A 17,201-nucleotide genomic window follows, 5' to 3' on the forward strand; every position below is an offset into this window, starting at 1 on the left:
ATCCGTCACCGACCCGGGGAGGCCGTCATGGCACCAGACACAAGCAACTCGAACCGCAACGGCCTTGGCCCTGCACTGAAGCGCGGCTGGAAGTCGAAGCCGACGGCGATCGGCGCGGGCGTCGTTCTCATCCTCGCCGTCCTCGTCGTCGTGCTCTCAACGCTGCTTGGCGTGTTCGCGCCGGCAGACAAGGGGCAGGGTGGCGCAGCGGGTACGAAGCCGACCACGGCTGCGCCGTCGACTGGGGGCTCGTGCGACGTCGCTACGAGCGGTCAGGCAGCTCAGAAGGTGCCACGCGACCTGAAGTGGCACGCGGGCCGTGGCGGCATCACCTGGCCCGTGTCGGCGGCAGTTGGGCCGACGAAGAAGATCGACGGGTTCGCCGCGTGCTTCGCTCGGACCCCGACCGGTGCTGCCCTCGCAGCGACGACCGGGTACCTCGGCCAGTACGACACGGGACACAGCGTCCGCGATCTCATGAACTTCTACGTCGCGGACAGTGCCGGCAAGTCGCTCCTCGTGAACGGCGTCGTCAAGCGGCAAACGTCACCGGAAGACATGCGGGCGCAGGGGATCAGCGTGGCCGGGTACACGGTCGAGTCGTTCACGAAGTCTCGAGCCATCGTCGACGTCGTTCTCACCCAGCCCTCTGGCGCAACGGGGTACTTCGCCGTGCCACTGACGATGATCTGGGTCGATGACGACTGGAAGGTGTCGGTGCTGGACAACGGCGGCCTCTACTCCGGGAACCCCCTGACCCCATCCGCAGCGGACTTCACCCCATGGGGAGGCTCTGATGGCTAGCAGCACAACGGATGCCATCTGCCAGATCGTGACTGGCTGTGAGGGTGCGAAAGCCGTCGTCGGGGCGGGAGCGAAGGCGGCTGTATCGAGCGGATTCCAGCAGGCAGCGGAGGCGATGTTCAGCTCCTACGACGACCTCTTCAAGCAGTTCCTGACGAGCTGGGTGAGTTCCGGGTTCCTGGTGTCGCTCGACAACAAAGCGGCCCAGTGGTTCCAGGAAAGCAACCTGCCGATCACGGTTTTCCTGCTCGTCATCGGCCTGATCGTCTCTGGCGCCAGGGTGATGTACGCGCACCGCGGCGAGCCGTTCAAGGAAGCGATGCAAGCCCTCGGGCGTGCGGTTGCGGTGATCACGTTCGGTACGGCCGCGATTCAGATCCTCGTCTGGGGTGGGGACGCGTACGCGCAATGGATTCTGAAGGTGTCGGGTACGACGGCGTCCGCGGGTGTCGCTGACGCGTCCATCGTGGCGAGCAACCCGGCGCTGGCGTTGATCTTCGGCCTGCTCGGCCTCATCGCTGTAGGGCTGCAGTGGATGATCATGTTCGTCCGGCAGGCGCTGATGCTGCTGCTGAACAATTTCTGGCAGCTCGTTGCGGCGTCCTCGCTGCTCCAGACCGGCAAGCAGGCGTTCGAGAAGATCACCGCCTGGATTCTCGCCTTCATCATCTACATGCCGATCGCTGCGTCGATCTACGCATTCGCGTGGCGGTTGAAGAACGGTCAGGACGGCGCCGGCGGGGTCATCTACGGCCTCATGCTGATCATCCTCGCGGTGATCGCATTGCCGGCGATCATGCGGCTCCTGGTCCCGGCATCCGCGGCAATCGGGGGCGCCGTCGGCGGCGCGATGGCGATGGGGATCGCCGCAAGCGCCGTGCAGGCCGGCGTCGCCGTCGGAGCGGCCGTCGCGAGCGGCGGCGCGAGTGCCGGTGCCTCTGGCGCTGGCACAGCAGCGTCGAAGACGGCCAGCGCCGACGTCGCGGACGGCGGCGAGATCGCCGCTTCCGGTGGCGGGGGAGGGGGAGGCAACGATGCTGCGTCCTCGGTGGCCGGGGGCGGCGACAGCGACGCCGGCTCGAGTGGTTCGGGCAGTGAGACCGGTGCCGGTGCCGGCGGGATGGTCGAGGGGTCCACCGCGGCCGGGGCCGACGGCAGCGACGGCGCATCCGGAAGCGCGGGAAGCTCCACGGCCGCGGAGGGTGCGTCGGACTCCGGGTCTGGTCAGTCAACAGCGTCGAAGGCAGGTTGGGCCGCGGCCGGGAGTGCCGCGGACGGTGCCGGTGATGGCAGCAGCACGGCGGAAGGAATGATCGGTGAGTGACGCAACTGCAGGCAAGCGGGTCAAGTTCGGCAACTGGTTGCCGACGACGAAGGGCACGCTGGGCGGGCTGACCGGCATCGGATGGGGGATGCTCCTCGGCGGCGTCCTGGTGATGGTGGTGTGCCTGGTCGTCGGGTGGTGGCCGCTCGGGCTGGTGTGCCTGCTCGCTGGGCTCCTCGGCAACGTGTTCTTCATCATCCGGTGGGGCGACCCAATCGCCGGCCGAACCTTCGCCGCCCGCATCTGGGACCGCAGGATGAACACGAAGCGGGCTCGGGCGGGCACGAACCACTACGTCACGGGGCTGCTCTCGAACTTGCCGAACGAGTCCCTGAGCGCGCTGCCGGGGATGCTCGCCGACCTCGAGGAGATCACCGGCACCGACGGTGAGGGTGAGGAGTACGTGCTCCTGCATCACCGGAAGGGCTCACGGAACCCGCTGCTCGCGGCGACGTTCATCTGCCACCCCGATGGCACCGAACTGCTCCCGCAGGACCGGATCGACGGGCAGGTGTCGGACTTCGGCGGCTGGATCGCATCCCTGTCGCGGGACAGCGCAATCGAGGGTGCTGTGGTCGTGGTCGACTCCGCACAGGAGTCCATCGCGCCGCTCATCGCGAAGATCGACAGTGAGGTGTCCCCGGACGCTCCCGCGGCCGCACAGCGGCAGCTCCGAGAGGGCGCCCGCGCCTTGTCGGGGACGTACGCAGACGTGGAGGTCTTCGCGTCCGTGGTGTGGAACGTGAACGAGCTCGCGGACACCATCGAGGACGCCGCAGCAGACATCGCAGCGAAGCTGCCGAACCACCGCGAGAAGCTGGCCGCCGCGGGTGCGGGCGGACCTGTTGTCGCCACGAGCTCCGAGCTTGCCCGTGCCGTCCGGGTGGCGTACCGGCCGGACCGGGCACGAGAGTTGGGCTCCGACGCCCTCGACGGGGTGCCGTTCCGGATGCCGGTCACACAGGCCGGTCCGGACGAGTTCCACGACGACCAGCGCCGCATCTGCTACCACGACGGGGTCGCGTCGATGACAGCGATGATGGTCGCTCCGCCGCAGATGCACATCACCGAAGAGCTGATGAACGTCCTGTTCCGGCCGAACGGGAAGTTCCTCCGCAAGCGCACCGCAGTGTTCTACCGCCCCCTGTCGCAGGGGAAGGCGTTCAAGACGGCGAAGAAGGTCGGGGTGAACGCCCGCCGTGGCAGCACCACCGTCACCGGGGAGACGGACGAGTTCGCCAAGCTCCGCCAGGAGCTCGCGCAGAAGACGCAGATGGACCTGATGAGCGGCGCCGCGATGTCGGCGTTCGCCATCGAAGTGACGGTCACGTTCGAGCCCACCCCGCAGGCCATCCGCAGGGCCACCACTGAGCTGAAAGCGATCCTCGAGGGCGCCGGTGACCTGACCTACCGGTTCATCGAGACGGACACCGCAGCCGCGTTCCACTCGACGCTGCCGCTCGGCGTCCTGCCGTGGGCGTACGCGACCGCGATGCAGACCGTCACCGACCGGACCGATTGATGCCCCGACGCACCGGCACCGGTTCGCACACACGACAGGAGCACTCCGTGAACGACACGCCAACCCGCGCTGACCAGTTGCTCGCCCTCGCCGCTGGGCCGGGGATCCTCCCGAAGGTCATCTACGGCACCGTGGACCGCTCCAGGGTGCGCAAGTTCTGCTCGCCCGTCGAGGGCCACCAGTGGGCGGCCGCGCTGGGTGGGCTCGTCCTTCCGATCGGCCCATCGGACGCGTCGAAGCCGCTGGACCCGTTGGCGGTGTACGGCCTCTGCTCCGCCGACAGGAACTTCAGTTCGATCGCGGCAGCACCCCGCCACTCGCCGTCGGAGGGGGCACGCTGATGGGGCGCGCGGCGATGAAGACGCAGACGTTGACCCCGTACGGGTTCTTCGGTGCGAACGGGGGCGGGTGGGAGCAGATGCCGCAGCCGCCCCGGTGGTTCGGCTCGAGCGTGCAACTGTGCGGGGTGTACCCGTTCGGTGCCGGGACGGGGCGTCCGATCAACGGGGCCCCGCTCGGGCAGGACATGAACACCGGATCCGCGGTCTGCACCGACCACGACGCCCTCTTCCGGTCGAACGTGATCTCCTCACCCTCTGCGTTCCTCTTCGGCCTGAACGGTCTCGGGAAGTCCTCCACCGCGCAGACGATGATCGGTGGCCAGGTCGGCCGCGGGTTGACGCCCGGCATCTGGGACCCGATCAAGGGCGAGCATGTCCAGTGGGCCACCGAGCTCGGTGCCACCGTGTTCTCCATCGGCCCACGCTCTCTCCACCAGGTGAACCTGCTCTCGCCCGGCCCGCTCGGCTACGCGGCGCAGCGGATCGGCGGGAAGGTCGGAAGCGAGCTGCTCCAGCTCGCCCGGTCCAAGGCGATCGACCTGGTTCGCACGGCCGTGAAGATCGCGCGCATGGACGACGAAGGCGGCTCCTCGATCACCGCTGGTGAAGACACCGCGCTCGTGGCGCTCGTGGACACCATCCTCGACCGCGAACCGAACCCGTCGACGGCAGACCTGATCCGAGTGTTCGACAGCCCCTCCGACCGGATGCTCGCGCTCACTCGTCAGCGCGACGCGACGACATTCCATCAGCGCTTCAGCGAGCTTGGCGAGACACTGCAGTCGCTCCTGGTCGGCGAGATGGGACAGATGCTCGCAGGAAACAACCCGGTCGAGTTCGAGCCAGGGAACCGTGGCGGGTTCTGCTTCGACACCTCATCCATCAACGAAGCCGAGACGAAGCTGCTCTCCGCGGCGATGCTGTCGACCTGGTCGCTCGGCATGGATGCCATCGACGCGCACTGGGAGCTCGCGCAACACGAGCAACGCCTCGTCGACGAAGCGGCCGCGGCCGGAGAGGTGTACGAGCCGAAGGTCACCTGGGGCGGTTACACGACCCTGATGGACGAGTTCTGGTATCCGATTCGCGCCTGCGACGGGATGGTCAACCTCATCGATCGGCTCTCGCGCACGAACCGATCCAAGGGCACCGCGGAGTTGAAGGTCTCGCACTCCCCAAAGGATCTGCTGTCCCTGCGCAACTCCGAAGACCGGGAGAAGGCGAGGGGCTTCATCGAACGCTCCGGCCTCCTGCTGCTGATGGGGCTCAGCCGTGACGACCTGCTCGAGCTGAACAAGGTGCGGCCGCTGACGCCGAAGGAGATCACCACCGTTGCGAAGTTCTCGCAGAGCGAGTCCTGGCACGGCACGCGTCGGCAGAAGGGCGCGAAGGGGGCCCCTCCCGGCGCCGGGAAGGTGCTCCTGAAGATCAACGAGCGGGTCGGCATCCCGGTGAAGATGCTCCGCACCGCCACGCAGATGGCCGTGCACGACACCGACCTGCGCTACTAACCCACGCTCCGACACAGAAGGACGAACGATCATGGCTCACAGCACCGTGCAGGTCGACTACGACCTCGTCGCCAACGGCGACCACGTCACCATCGGTGACGCCACCTTCGCCGGCGAGAGCGCCTACCCCGACGCGATGGATTGGCTGCAGCAGCGAGCCGCCCACGCCGGGGCTGCCCGCGTCGTGCGGAGCCACGACGCCGGCACCGGCGCCGAGACCGTGTTCAGCATCGACCATGCCGGCGTGATCGCCCCCGTCACCGGTCCCGTCGAGGATCCAGCAGACTCGGGCTCGCCGTGGGAGGCGCGGCCGCAGCAGCCGGCCCCGTCGACGTCGCGCGAGATCCCCGTCGACCTCGCGCCCGCACCGGTGCCCCCGGTGAGCGCCGCGCCGACTCCTACTGCAGCACCGTCGTCGCCGGCCGTCGAAGCGCCGACGACGCGTCGGGAGGCACGGCAGTCGTTCCTCACGCAGGAGACCGTGGAAGAGCCCGCGACCACCGGATTCCGCGGGTTCCTCACCCGCGCGGGGCTGCGCATGGCGCCGTCGGCTGCGGAGCGGCGGCACCGGGAGCAGGTGCACCTGGTCAGCCAGCACCACGTCGGCCCGCGCACGGTCATGGTCGCCAACGGCAAGGGCGGTGCCGGCAAGACCCTCGCCACGGTGTGCCTGTCGACCGTCCTCACCAGGCACTCCGGGGCGGCGACCGTGGCCTGGGACAACAACCAGACCCGTGGCACCCTCGGCTGGTCCACCGAATCCGCTCGTCACGACGCGTCCGTGCTGGACCTGCTGCCGGAGATCGACCGACTGTTGGGAACCGAGGCTCGGTCAGCGGACATGGCCGAGTACGTCCACCACCAGACCCGCGACCGCTACGACGTCCTGAAGTCCAAGCCCGACATCCTCGCCTCCGGGCAGCGGTTCGACGCCGGGACGGTCGACCGGGTCCACAAGGTGCTGACGAAGTTCTACCGGCTCGTTCTCATCGACTCCGGCAACGACGAGACCGACCCGATGTGGCTCGCGGGACTCGACCGGACGGACCAGCTCGTCGTCCCGACGACGACGGATGACAAGTGGTGCGAGTCCGCAGCGCTCCTGCTCGAACAGCTCATCGCCGCCGGCGGCCGCTACAAGGAGCTCGCCGAGAACGCCGTCGTCATCGTCGGCGTGGAGACCAGCGACGTGAAGCCCGAGAAGGTTGCGGAACAGGTGCGCCGCTTCCAGGACGCCGTCCTCGGCCGGGACGTGCTGACGATCCCGTACGACGCGGGTTTGAAGGCCCGGATCATCAACTACGACGCCCTGCACGAGTCCACGAAGCTCGCGTGGCTCGCGGCCGGTGCCGCCGTCGCGAAGGGGCTGTAGTCCGATGACGTGGAAGCGGGTGCTCGCAGTCCTCGCGGTCGTGGTGGTGATCGTCGCGGCGGTGGTCGTGGTGAAGGTCGCCGCGGAGCTGCAGCGCACGCACACCAACGCGGCGCAGACGGTGACGCCGACCCCGACGCGCTCTGCCGCGCCGAAGCCGGACGACGTCGCGCACACCGTCGCCGACCACTTCTGCCAACCGGACGTGACGAAGAACGTCTGGCAGCGATCGCTCACGCCGTTCCTGACGTCCGACGCGTGGCAGCTGTACTCAGCCGTCCAGCCGGGGAACGTTCCGTGTGCCGGCGTCCACGACGACGGCAAGCCAGTCGGAGACCAGCAGACGTCGACGGATCGGGCGTACCAGTTCACGGCGTCGACGGGCGGCCCGGTGACGGTGACGATGCACCGTGACACGAAGGCCGACCCGTGGCTGGCGTCCTACGTCAACGCGGGGAGCTGAGCCGATGGGCAAGGGCGGGATGATCGCGGTGGCCGCGATCGCCCCAGTGGTGGGTATCGTGCTGCTGGTCGTCTTGCTGATCACGGTGATCAGCGGCGGCGATGACCGTGCCGCGGCCGCGACGTGCGGGGCGGCCGGAGCGGTCGCCGGAACCGCGGTCGACGTCGAGGCGGGAAACCTGCCGGCGAAGGTAGGGCCGTACTCGGGCGACCAGGTGAAGAACGCCGCGGCGATCCTCTCGATCGGCAAGCAGCGGGGCCTGACGCAGCACGCCCAGCAGACGGCGCTCATGGCCGCGATGACCGAGTCCACCCTCAACAACCTCTCCGGCGGCGATCGAGACTCTGCGGGCCTGTTCCAGATGCGGCCGTCGATGGGGTGGGGCACCCTCGCGCAGGTCACGGACATCAGTTACGCGATCAACCTGTTCTACGAGCGCCTGGTGAAGGTGCCGGGCTGGGAGACGAAGACGCCGGGAGAGGCCGCGCAGGCGGTCGAGGGATCTGCGTTCCCCGACGCGTATGCGACGAAGTCGGCGTACGCGGTCGAGATGATGAACGCGCTGTCCGGCGTCACCGTGTCCACGGTCTCGCAGACCAACGAGGGTGCCACCTGCACGGCAGGAGCCGCTGCAGGAGCCAGTGCCGGCGGGACGAACAACGCCCTCGCGGCCGGCGAGCAGCCGGCAACCGGACCGCACGCGGCGCAGATCAACCAGGTCATCGGGTTCGCGAAGCAGCAGCTTGGGGAGGCGTACGTCCTCGGCGGCGCAGGCCCGAACGTGTGGGACTGCTCCGGGCTGACGAAGGTCGCGTACGCCGGCATCGGTATCAACATCGACGCCGGGCACTCCGCGACAACCCAGTGGCGCAACGGCGTCGCCCGCGGGCAGATGCACCCCCTGTCCGAAGTCCAGCCCGGGGACCTCATCTTCTGGGGCGGCAACGACGCCTGGCACGTCGGGATCAGCCTCGGCGGCGACATGATGATCGCCGCTCCGAAGGTCGGCGACGTCGTGAAGATCCAGAAGGTGTGGGGCACCCCGAACAGCCAGGTGTGGCGGCCCGTCGACGGGCTCTGACCCGCACACCCGCCAGCAGATCAACGAAGCGAAGGAACACACCATGACAGCACTCACGCCCCGCGTCGACGCGGCCGCGATGACGCTCGAGGACCTCGCCGCGCTCGAGGTCGGCACGACGATCACCTGGCGTGGCCAGGAGGCCGCATACGGGGTGCTGTTCTCCGCGCTCGAGGGGGAGGCACCCCCGAACCTGCTCGCGCTCACCACGCCGGCACACGCGGTGGATCTGCTGCAGTACCAGCCCGATCACCACTACCGGCGCGTGGACGCCCTCACCCGGCTCTGCGGCAGTGTCGCCGCGGTGCTGGAACGTCTCGCCGCGCTCACGCCGGCGGATTCTGTGGTGCGATTCGCCGGCGGTTTGGAGCTCGACGGTGCCGGGCTGCAGGAAGTGCCGGCGGTCGCGCTGTGGACCGGCCGGAAGTGCTGAGCATGTCGGGGATCAGCCGCGCGATCACCGGGACCGCGGAGTACGTGTATCAGGTCACCAGCGCCTACAAGAAGGCCCGCCGGGAGCGGGACGAGGCGATCGTCGCATCGGTCGCCGTCCTCGGTCAGAAGGGCGCCGCGGAAGCGTCCGGGCTCTCCCGACGGCGCGTACGGCAACTGCTGCAGGAAGCCGAGTCGTGGGACCGGGAAGGGGACCCCCAATGAGACGCCGAAGGAAACAGCAGCTCGTGATCGCCGCGCTCCTCGTCGCGGCCGCCGGCGTCGGTGCCCTGGCAGGGCCGTTCGTCCACTCGAGCACTGCGAGTGGCGACGACGTCGCGGCGGCGCCGGCGCAGCCTTCCTCCTCGAGCACGGCGTCGGCCGCCGCGGCGGCGGATGCGCTGCAGGATCTGCACGCGCTGCCGCTGTCGGATGCGTACGTGCCGGGCTATGACCGGACTGCGTTCGGGCCAGCGTGGGCCGACGTCGACCACAACGGGTGCGACACCCGCAACGACGTCCTCCGCCGCGACCTGGTCGACGTCGTCACCAAGCCAGGCACTAACGGGTGCGTGGTGCTCTCTGGGACGCTGCAGGATCCGTACACAGGCCGCACGATCGCGTTCCAGCGCGGGCCGACCTCGAGTCTCGCGGTGCAGATCGATCACCGATGGCCGCTCGGCCTCGTGTGGCGACACGGGGCTGCGTCCTGGACGCCGGTGAAGAGGGAAGCATTCGCCAACGACCCGGTCGAGCTCGTCGCCGTTGACGGGACCGCGAACGAGGAGAAGTCCGACTCCGGGCCGGGGGAGTGGATGCCGCCGAACGCCGGCGACGCGTGCCCGTACGCGACGTCGTTCGTGGCGGTGGCCACGAAGTGGCGCCTGTCGATCGCCACCGCCGACGAGCACGCACTCGATCGCACCCTCACCGGGTGCATGAGCACGGGGAGCAACTGATGAAGACGACGACGCCGGATCCGTTCCAGACCGCTCTCGAGCAGTTCCAGTGGCCATGGTGGGGGACCGCGCTGATCGTTGCCGTGGTGGTGCTCGTGCTCGCCGGCGGTGTGCTCTTCCTCGTTCGCACACGAGGCGGTAACCCGGTCGACCGGATGCAGCGGTACCTCCGCGCCGGGAACAACCTCGCACCGGTGCTGTACCCGGCGCGGTTGAAGGCGACGCGGAAGACCTTGCACCCACGGGTGCCGGACCTGGCCCCGGGGCAGAAGATCGGCACGCTCGTCGGTGGCGGGATGACGTGGGTGTGGCAGGGGTGGCGGGACGTCGCGATCTACATCTTCGGTCCCGGCCGTGGGAAGACCACCGGCTCTGTCGTCCGGCACATGCTCGAAGCGCCTGGCCCCGCGGTGATGTCCACGATCAAGGTCGACGGCGTCATGGAGGTCCTCGCCGGCCGGAAGCGGACGGGTGAGCAGTGGGTGTACGACCCGACGCAGGTGTACCGGCACGACAAGCGGCCGGACTTCATCTACGACCCGCTGTGGGACGTCGAGGACCTCACCACGGCGCAGGAGCTCGCGGCGATCTTCGAGGCCAGCACCAAGGACGCGGACAGCAAGAGCGACGCCCAGTTCGACTCGCAGGGCCGCGACCTGTTCGCCTACGCGCTGCTCGCGGCGAAGCTCGAGGGAACGGGTCTCGGGCAGGTGTACGCGTGGATCACGGAGCAGGAGCATGACGAGATCCGCGCGATCATGCAGAAGCACGGCTTGTCCGGGCCGGAGTCGGCTTTGATCGGGTTGAAGGGTCAGCCGGAGAAGACGCGGGGCAGCGTCTACGCCACCGCGCAGCGGATGGCGTCCGCGATCGCGAACGACAAGCTGCTCGCGTGGACGAGCGCGCCGGGGGTGCGGAAGTTTAACCCGGAAGCGTTCGTGCGCAGCAACGACACCGCGGTGCTGATCTCCCGGAACGGCCCCGGATCCGGTGGTGCGTTCGTCGCGTCGCTGGTCCGGTCGATCTCCCGTGCCGGGGAGCGGGCCGCGGCCGCGGCAGGTGGCCGCATCACCACCCCGGTGGTGTTCGAGCTCGACGAGGTCGCGAACATCGTCCGGTGGCCGGAGCTGCCCGACGTCGTGTCCTTCTACGGGTCGATGGGGCTGATCCTCGGCATGTACTTCCAGTCGTGGGGGCAGATCGTCCGTGTGTTCGGCGCCGAGGGCGCCGACACTCTGTGGAGTGCGTCCTCGATCCGCGTCTACGGTGGCGGAGAGTCGACCCAGTCGCCGTTCCTCAAACGGTTCTCCGAGAGCATCGGCAACTACGACGAGTGGACCACCAACACCTCGTCCGGCCGCAACGGCACGTCGAAGTCCCGGTCGGCGAAGTCGAAGCCGATCCTGCCTCCCGATGTCCTCGCGCACCTGCCGAAGTGGCGGGCCGTGTTCGACTCCTCCGATGTGGGACCGGTCCTGATCCGGACCCGCCCGTGGTTCCTCGACAAGGTGCTCACCGCGATGGTCGAGGGCCGCGAAGTGAAGAACGGGAAGATCGTCAAGGAGAAGAAGACGCCGGCGGAGCGCCCGTCGACGGCAGACGGGGCACCTCGTGTCGACCCCGTTTGACTCGAACCACTGGCCCGACGGGTACGGGCCAGTGGCGCGACAGGGCGCCGGTGGGGACGTCCCACCGCCGGACGACGACGGCCCCCCGCCCCTCGAGGACGAGGACGCACCGCCGTCGGATCCGATGACGGGTGAGCTCGTCGACGCCGCCGGCGGTGCTCCGCCAGCGGGCGGAAAGAAGCGGCCGGTGCAGCCGAAGGAGAACCCACGCGAGGCGTTCCTGAAGTGGGTGCAGATGCAGCTGAGCCACGTCGAAGCGCACGGTGTTCCGGTGCGGGGAAAGCCTGCGTGGTGCCCCGAGTGGTGGAGGCACCCGGAGGTCGTGCAGCGGCTCTACGTTTCCTGGAAGGGCTACGCGAGGGCCGCGAAGTTGCAGTCCGAAGGCGACGGGCTGGCCAAGTCGGCATGGTGGGTGCAGCACTGGGACCACCACGCACGCATCATCTTCGACGGCACGTACGGGCCGTTCCGAGCCTGCAACCCAGCCGGGCACCTCGCGGACAACAAGGGTGAAGGGTTGACGATCGTTCCCGCGATACCGGCAGACGACGTCGAGCTGTTCTGACTCTCGATTAGTGAGCGCGAACGCTGAAGCGCGCGGTCTGGCAGATGAGCACCGCACCCTACGGGGTACGCGGGACAGGGTACAAAGTTGTTCTAGATCGAGCCTGCGCAAAGATCTTTCCTGAGCACTCGTTCATACCGCACCGGAAGGACCCCTTCTGACCTGGGATTTCCTGCGGGCACCCCTAGAAGAGGGCCAAAAGCAACTCATCAGGTTTCTCTAAGCTGCGCGGACTGACAGCAAATCGTGCTGTTGCCGACCTAGGGGGTCCTGTGCGCACTCTGCTGCACACTCCGCGCACGAGAGCACGCAGCATCGCTGCCGCGACTCTCGGCGCTCTCGCACTCATCAGCTCCGTCCTCGTGGCCACGCCGGCACAGGCCCTAAGCGACACCGGCACCGGTGGGGTGTTCGTGCCCTCGACGGGCCGAATTTTGGACACGAAAAACAGCATCGGTGGCTACAACACTCCGATGCCGGCGAAAACGTGGAGAACCATCACCGTCAGCGGTAAGGCCGGCGTGCCCGACGACGGCACAGTAGGCGCGGTCTCCGTCGTTGCAACGGTGGCTGACATCTCGACTCAGGGGCAGCTATTTGGCCGACCCAACGCGAATGAGCCAACCACCATGATGGGCATTTACGGCGGCGAAGACACGCAGAACACATCCTTCTCCGCCGTCCTCGCCGTCGACGCTGACGGCACAATTCAAGTAGAAGCAGAGACCGCGTCTCGGCTAATCCTCGACGTCCAGGGGTACTACACAGCGAATACGGACGGCACCGCGCCGGGCGGGTTCGTCCCGTCGAACGGAAAACGGATCGTTGACACTCGCTCCGGACTTGGTGCCACTAAGGCCACTGTGGCGTCAGGAAAAAGCATCGACGTGCAGGTCACCGGAACCGCTGGTGTTCCTGCTGGCGCGTCCGGTGTCATCGTGAACCTGATCGCGGTGAACACCACGGACAGCGTTGGTTACCTGACGCCTTATGCCACCGGCACAACCCGGCCGGCTAACTCGTTCAACTACGCCGGCGGCGTCGCGACCTCGATGCAGGCACAGGTGCAGCTCTCCGCGAGCGGCAAGATCACGATCTACAACGCCAACAGCATGACAAACATCCTCGTCGATGTACAGGGCTACTTCACGACCGCTGGCAAGGGTGGCAGCGCGTTCACACCCGGTGCGGGTCGCGCTTACGACACCCGCACCGGAGGCCGGACCGCGCTGGCAAACAACGAAACCCGCTCCATTCAGATCGCCGGCGCTGCCGGCGTTCCCGTGATGGGATCCGGCATCAACGCAGTGGTGCTGACTCTCACGGCGCTGAAGACGACCGCTGGCTCGGGCAACGCAACCGTCTGGGCTGACGGAACCGCCCGGCCAAACACGACCTCGATCAACTTTGACCAGACCACTATTCGCACCAACACAATCACCGTACCCATCGGCGCCAACGGCAAGATCAGCCTCAATAACGTCGCCGCTGCCACGGATTACGTTCTCGACGTTCAAGGCTGGTACGTTAACCGCGCCGACCCCAGCATCTCGTGTGACAAGGGCGCAGACCCCGGATCTTGGGGGACTGCACAGCACACCGTTGAGAATCCTGTTCTCTGCACAGTAACCGCGCCAGCAGCGGCGGCCTCCGACCAGACGCTTGAGATCACTGCGAATGGCATGCCGATAGGGAGTACCGAACTCAACCAGGCCGGTCCGACGACTCTGACTGCCGCGATTCCTCCAGTCTCTGGAACTGTCACGATCCAAGCCGCAGTCGCTGACCCATCCGACTACCTCCACGTCTCCAATTACGCCTTCGGCGTGGGGGACTGGACGACTGTTTCCATGCTGCCATCGGTTGCGGAAGGTACCGTCGTGCCGCAGGACGTCTTCCTTACTACGGTGTTGAGTGATCTGGGTCTCTTCCCCGCTGACTCGATGTTCAAATTCAAACTGACCGACATCACCACTGGCACAAGCCTCACCGGGAACGAGTGGAAATCCGATCCGTACATCGATCCCACTGTCTCATCTGGTTTGACCCGCGGCCACACCTACGCTTGGTCAGCGACAGTGAAGGCAGCATCATCCTGGAGCAGCACCTCGGAAGCGACATCGCCGACATGGCAGTTTCGTGTCGCGAACGAGGGAGAAGCAGTTACTCCGCCCCCAGGTGAATCACCAGAAGATGCCGATACTGTTGTCTTCCGTACGGCCGTCGATAAGGTGAACGGCTGCTCCTATTCTCCGGAACGCTGGTTCAAGGCATACTTCCACGACGTGTGCAACACCCACGATCGTTGCTACTTCTCAACGTCTCGGACTCCGCGACTTGCCTGCGATAATGCCTTCTTCGCCGGCTTGATCGTGCAGTGCGCAAAGGCATATCCGAAGAAGGGCAGCATCAGTCAGAACAATTGCATTGGAGCTGCAGGAATTTACTTCATTGCAGTTCGAACCGGAGGCAAGAGCCACTACAAGGGAAAGGGCAGTTCTAAGTGAAGGACATAGCCAAAAATTTATACATCGTCGCCGGTGTGATGCTTACCGTGGGCTACCTTGGCCTGGCAGCATTTTACCTGGACGTGAATTACGGACCAGAAGATGGCGGCGCCAACATCGGGCTCGGCCTGCTGAGCCTTCTCTCCATCCTCGCTGGCGCACTCGGCATCGTTGTCGGGATCACCGCAGTGATTCTGACCATCGCATCCAGGCGGCGGCGAAGAAGCTAGAGCGCACCAGATCTGCTTCACGGTGACCGGCCCGACCTCACTGGTCGGGCCGGTCACTGTCTATGCGTTGTGAAACGACAGGTGTTGCACCGACTACACCGCCGCCTCATGCAGCTTGCTTGGGACGCATCGGGGGCGAGAGCACCACCTGTTAGGACTCGCAAATTCGATTTGAGTTGACATAAGGTACATTATCGGCCCGACAGCGCAGCATCCAGAGGTCGAGTTGGCGAGGATCTGGCGCTGGCGTCCGTCACAGAAAACTCCGAGCGCGGCAGACCAGGCGGCAGAGCCAGCGCGCATATCGCGTCGGTCTTGTAGTGACGTTGCGTTGCTACTGAGGAGGCGCGTCGTCGGGGTTCTGCTTGTCAGGCTGTTCGTCGTCCGGCTGCTGTTCGTCGGACTGGTCAAGCTGGTCCTCGGCGTCGAGTTGGTCGCGTGCTGCTTGACGTCCCACTGTTGAGATGGATGCCCACGCTGGGTTGCCGAGGGCACCGGCGCGCGCGATCGCGGCACCGATGGAACCGATGCTTGCGCCCAGAGCTGCGTGTTGTGCAATTTCAGCTCCGAGAGTGAAGTTCGGACGGAACCCTTGCCTGACGAGATCGCCGATCATGATGCCCGTCGCCGGGGCCAGGTCGAACTTCGGCAGGGCGACTCCTCGCGCTGCGAGGACTGCAGCGCCGAACTGTTGGTTCTTCCAGGCCGAGAAGGCGCTCGACGTGAGACTTCGCGTGGTCTCGGGATCGAGGAAGTCGAGTCGCGGCGCCGTGTGGATGGGCGCGGGCTGCAGGTCAGTGCGGTCCGGATCGACGTGGAAGCCGTCGTCGTCGACGGTGTACCAGACGGTGATGTCGAGCTGCTCTCTGGAGCCCTCGGCGTCGTCGTCCTCGACCCAGTCGACCCAGTCGAACACCACGCGTGCGGTGAAGCGGAGTCGGGTCCGGTACCAGTCGCCGCCGTCGACGAGGTCCCGGGCGTAGGAAAAGACGACTTCAGGATCACCCGGGTCGGTCACATCGGCGTCGACCGGATCATCCAAGCCGAGCTTGTGCCAGAGGTCCGGGGCGTGGAGCTGATCGTCGGGGAACAGTGCCGTCATGAGCTCGTGCACGTGGTCGTTGGCGAGAAAGGCCCGGATCTCATTGCCGGCGAACTTCCGCGGCGGCACGAACTCCTTGAGTTCCTGACAGAACGTAATGATGCCTGCACCGAGAGCTTCTTCGGCTTCCTTCCGGAGACGGTCGTGGAGATCGTCCTGCGCCTTATTCTTGTAACCGTTGTCGTTCGACAGCAGCACGATTTCTTCGTCGGGGTGTTCTGCGATCACCTCGAGCACCGTGTACCAGTGCAGGGTGTCGCGGTAGCCGCCGCCGTTCGCGTTGAAGGGGGGAACGCGGTCGATAGCTCGTTGGGCGAGGACGTCATGGCTGACATTCGGGGTCTCCCTGACCTCCGCGCCGGCGGCCGCGAGGAATGTGACCGGGTCGTACTGTGCGGCCCAGCGTTCGACCTCATCGCGGGCTGCTTGAACGGCGTCCTGAACGCTCTGCGGAACGCCATGCGTGCCATCGGTTCGCGGTCGTTGAGCTCGTCGGATGGCGCGGACTCGCCCAGTGATCTCAGCGACGACGATCTGGGGCACAATCACCTCGAGCACCCCTTCGGTGATCGCAGCGGTGATGTCCTCCCACGCTGAGCCGACCAGTTCAGGGTTGGGGATGATCGCGTTCGCGTCGATTACCAGGATCATTGGGTCCACCTTCTGCGGGTTCTGATCGGTTGTTCCGTCGCGGTGCCGCTGACGCTAAAGCTGGAATCTGCGTCGGCCTCGGTGATGCGCGTTCACGGGATAGAGGGCTCTCTCGTCGCCCTCAGGCAGGTTCCGAGTTCGGGCCCGGGTAAGCGGAGTCAGGTGCTTGTGCATGCGGCCGGAAGTCCTTCGCGGTCTCGTGCACCGACTCGGCGATCACCTTGCGTGGGATCTTCGAGTTCGCCATCGCCGACAGGTGGCTCGCGAGCTCGGCGGTCGTCCGTGACCGGGCCGCATTCTGCGCGTCGGAGAGGTACCAGAACTCGGTGGCGATGAGGTTCGCGAGCCGCGCGTCGTTGCCACGCGTGGCTGCCCCGAGCAGCATCAGCTCGGTGTGAGCGACCATCCGGCTGCGCTCCGACTCATTTTCGTCGAACACGACGGCACGTGAGAAGGTCATGATGGCGGCGATGCTCGTCCGCAGCAGGCTCAAGAGCTGTTCCTGGTAGCGGTCGCGGCGCTGCCTCGAGAGCACCGTGAAGGACACGACGGCGACCACTGTCGACCCGCTGAGCGTAGCGAGAAGGCTGCTGAGGAACTGTCCTAAGTCGAAGTGTTCCACGAGGCGCATGGTAGCGGTCGGGCCGCAGCTTCACGGCGTTGCGCCTGACCCCCGAGCACTTGGTGAGCTGGGTGAAACCCAGCGGGG

Annotated in this window: 17 protein-coding genes; 15 read left to right on the forward strand and 2 right to left on the reverse strand. The window is 66.7% G+C overall.

Going from position 1 to position 17,201, the window contains the following annotated elements; all coding sequences use genetic code 11:
• The first annotated feature begins 27 nt into the window (after nucleotides 1-27).
• From QCD68_RS09470 to QCD68_RS09540, 15 genes are all read left to right on the forward strand, one after another.
• Nucleotides 28-804 (forward strand): hypothetical protein, encoded by a 777-nt coding sequence (locus QCD68_RS09470; RefSeq protein ID WP_301222834.1) that lies wholly within the window; start codon nucleotides 28-30, stop codon nucleotides 802-804.
• A complete protein-coding gene (locus QCD68_RS09475) occupies nucleotides 797-2,128 on the forward strand; it encodes a hypothetical protein (protein WP_301222835.1) in 1,332 nt (443 codons plus the stop codon). Before QCD68_RS09470 ends, QCD68_RS09475 begins: the two co-directional genes overlap by 8 nt.
• Nucleotides 2,121-3,650: an SCO6880 family protein gene (locus QCD68_RS09480; protein WP_301222836.1), complete on the forward strand. Its 1,530-nt coding sequence runs from the start codon at nucleotides 2,121-2,123 to the stop codon at nucleotides 3,648-3,650. The genes QCD68_RS09475 and QCD68_RS09480 overlap by 8 nt, the downstream gene beginning before the upstream one ends.
• Before the next feature lie 47 nt (nucleotides 3,651-3,697).
• A complete protein-coding gene (locus QCD68_RS09485) occupies nucleotides 3,698-3,991 on the forward strand; it encodes a hypothetical protein (protein WP_301222837.1) in 294 nt (97 codons plus the stop codon).
• A 14-nt stretch (nucleotides 3,992-4,005) separates the two neighbouring features.
• A complete protein-coding gene (locus tag QCD68_RS09490; protein ID WP_301222838.1) occupies nucleotides 4,006-5,502 on the forward strand; it encodes an ATP-binding protein in 1,497 nt (498 codons plus the stop codon).
• A 31-nt stretch (nucleotides 5,503-5,533) separates the two neighbouring features.
• Nucleotides 5,534-6,874, forward strand: a complete 1,341-nt coding sequence (locus tag QCD68_RS09495; RefSeq protein ID WP_301222839.1) for a nucleotide-binding protein — start codon at nucleotides 5,534-5,536, stop codon at nucleotides 6,872-6,874.
• Nucleotides 6,875-6,878: 4 nt separating this feature from the next.
• Nucleotides 6,879-7,337: a hypothetical protein gene (locus tag QCD68_RS09500; RefSeq protein ID WP_301222840.1), complete on the forward strand. Its 459-nt coding sequence runs from the start codon at nucleotides 6,879-6,881 to the stop codon at nucleotides 7,335-7,337.
• Between the two features lie 4 nt (nucleotides 7,338-7,341).
• Nucleotides 7,342-8,418 (forward strand): C40 family peptidase, encoded by a 1,077-nt coding sequence (locus tag QCD68_RS09505; protein WP_301222841.1) that lies wholly within the window; start codon nucleotides 7,342-7,344, stop codon nucleotides 8,416-8,418.
• A gap of 43 nt (nucleotides 8,419-8,461) precedes the next feature.
• On the forward strand, nucleotides 8,462-8,851 hold the full coding sequence (locus QCD68_RS09510) for a hypothetical protein (protein ID WP_301222842.1): 390 nt from the start codon (nucleotides 8,462-8,464) through the stop codon (nucleotides 8,849-8,851).
• Between the two features lie 2 nt (nucleotides 8,852-8,853).
• Complete coding sequence (locus QCD68_RS09515) at nucleotides 8,854-9,075, forward strand: hypothetical protein (RefSeq protein WP_301222843.1); 222 nt, start codon at nucleotides 8,854-8,856, stop codon at nucleotides 9,073-9,075.
• A complete protein-coding gene (locus QCD68_RS09520) occupies nucleotides 9,072-9,809 on the forward strand; it encodes an HNH endonuclease family protein (RefSeq protein WP_301222844.1) in 738 nt (245 codons plus the stop codon). The genes QCD68_RS09515 and QCD68_RS09520 overlap by 4 nt, the downstream gene beginning before the upstream one ends.
• A complete protein-coding gene (locus QCD68_RS09525; protein ID WP_301222845.1) occupies nucleotides 9,809-11,437 on the forward strand; it encodes a type IV secretory system conjugative DNA transfer family protein in 1,629 nt (542 codons plus the stop codon). Before QCD68_RS09520 ends, QCD68_RS09525 begins: the two co-directional genes overlap by 1 nt.
• 124 nt (nucleotides 11,438-11,561) lie before the next feature.
• Complete coding sequence (locus QCD68_RS09530; protein ID WP_301222846.1) at nucleotides 11,562-12,002, forward strand: DUF4913 domain-containing protein; 441 nt, start codon at nucleotides 11,562-11,564, stop codon at nucleotides 12,000-12,002.
• A gap of 272 nt (nucleotides 12,003-12,274) precedes the next feature.
• Nucleotides 12,275-14,509, forward strand: coding sequence for a hypothetical protein (locus QCD68_RS09535; RefSeq protein ID WP_301222847.1), 2,235 nt, complete (start codon nucleotides 12,275-12,277; stop codon nucleotides 14,507-14,509).
• Nucleotides 14,506-14,739 carry a hypothetical protein gene (locus QCD68_RS09540; RefSeq protein WP_301222848.1) on the forward strand — a complete coding sequence of 78 codons (234 nt, stop codon included), beginning with the start codon at nucleotides 14,506-14,508 and terminating at the stop codon, nucleotides 14,737-14,739. Before QCD68_RS09535 ends, QCD68_RS09540 begins: the two co-directional genes overlap by 4 nt.
• 334 nt (nucleotides 14,740-15,073) lie before the next feature.
• Here QCD68_RS09540 and QCD68_RS09545 read toward each other — a convergent pair whose 3' ends face one another.
• Both QCD68_RS09545 and QCD68_RS09550 read right to left on the reverse strand, forming a co-directional pair.
• The gene (locus QCD68_RS09545; RefSeq protein ID WP_301222849.1) at nucleotides 15,074-16,492 is read right to left on the reverse strand and encodes a PIN domain-containing protein; all 1,419 of its coding nucleotides are present in this window, start codon (nucleotides 16,490-16,492) and stop codon (nucleotides 15,074-15,076) included.
• A gap of 121 nt (nucleotides 16,493-16,613) precedes the next feature.
• A complete protein-coding gene (locus tag QCD68_RS09550; RefSeq protein ID WP_301222850.1) occupies nucleotides 16,614-17,114 on the reverse strand; it encodes a hypothetical protein in 501 nt (166 codons plus the stop codon).
• Nucleotides 17,115-17,201 lie beyond the last annotated feature (87 nt).

Source organism: Curtobacterium sp. PsM8 (assembly GCF_030433875.1).
Lineage (GTDB): Bacteria > Actinomycetota > Actinomycetes > Actinomycetales > Microbacteriaceae > Curtobacterium.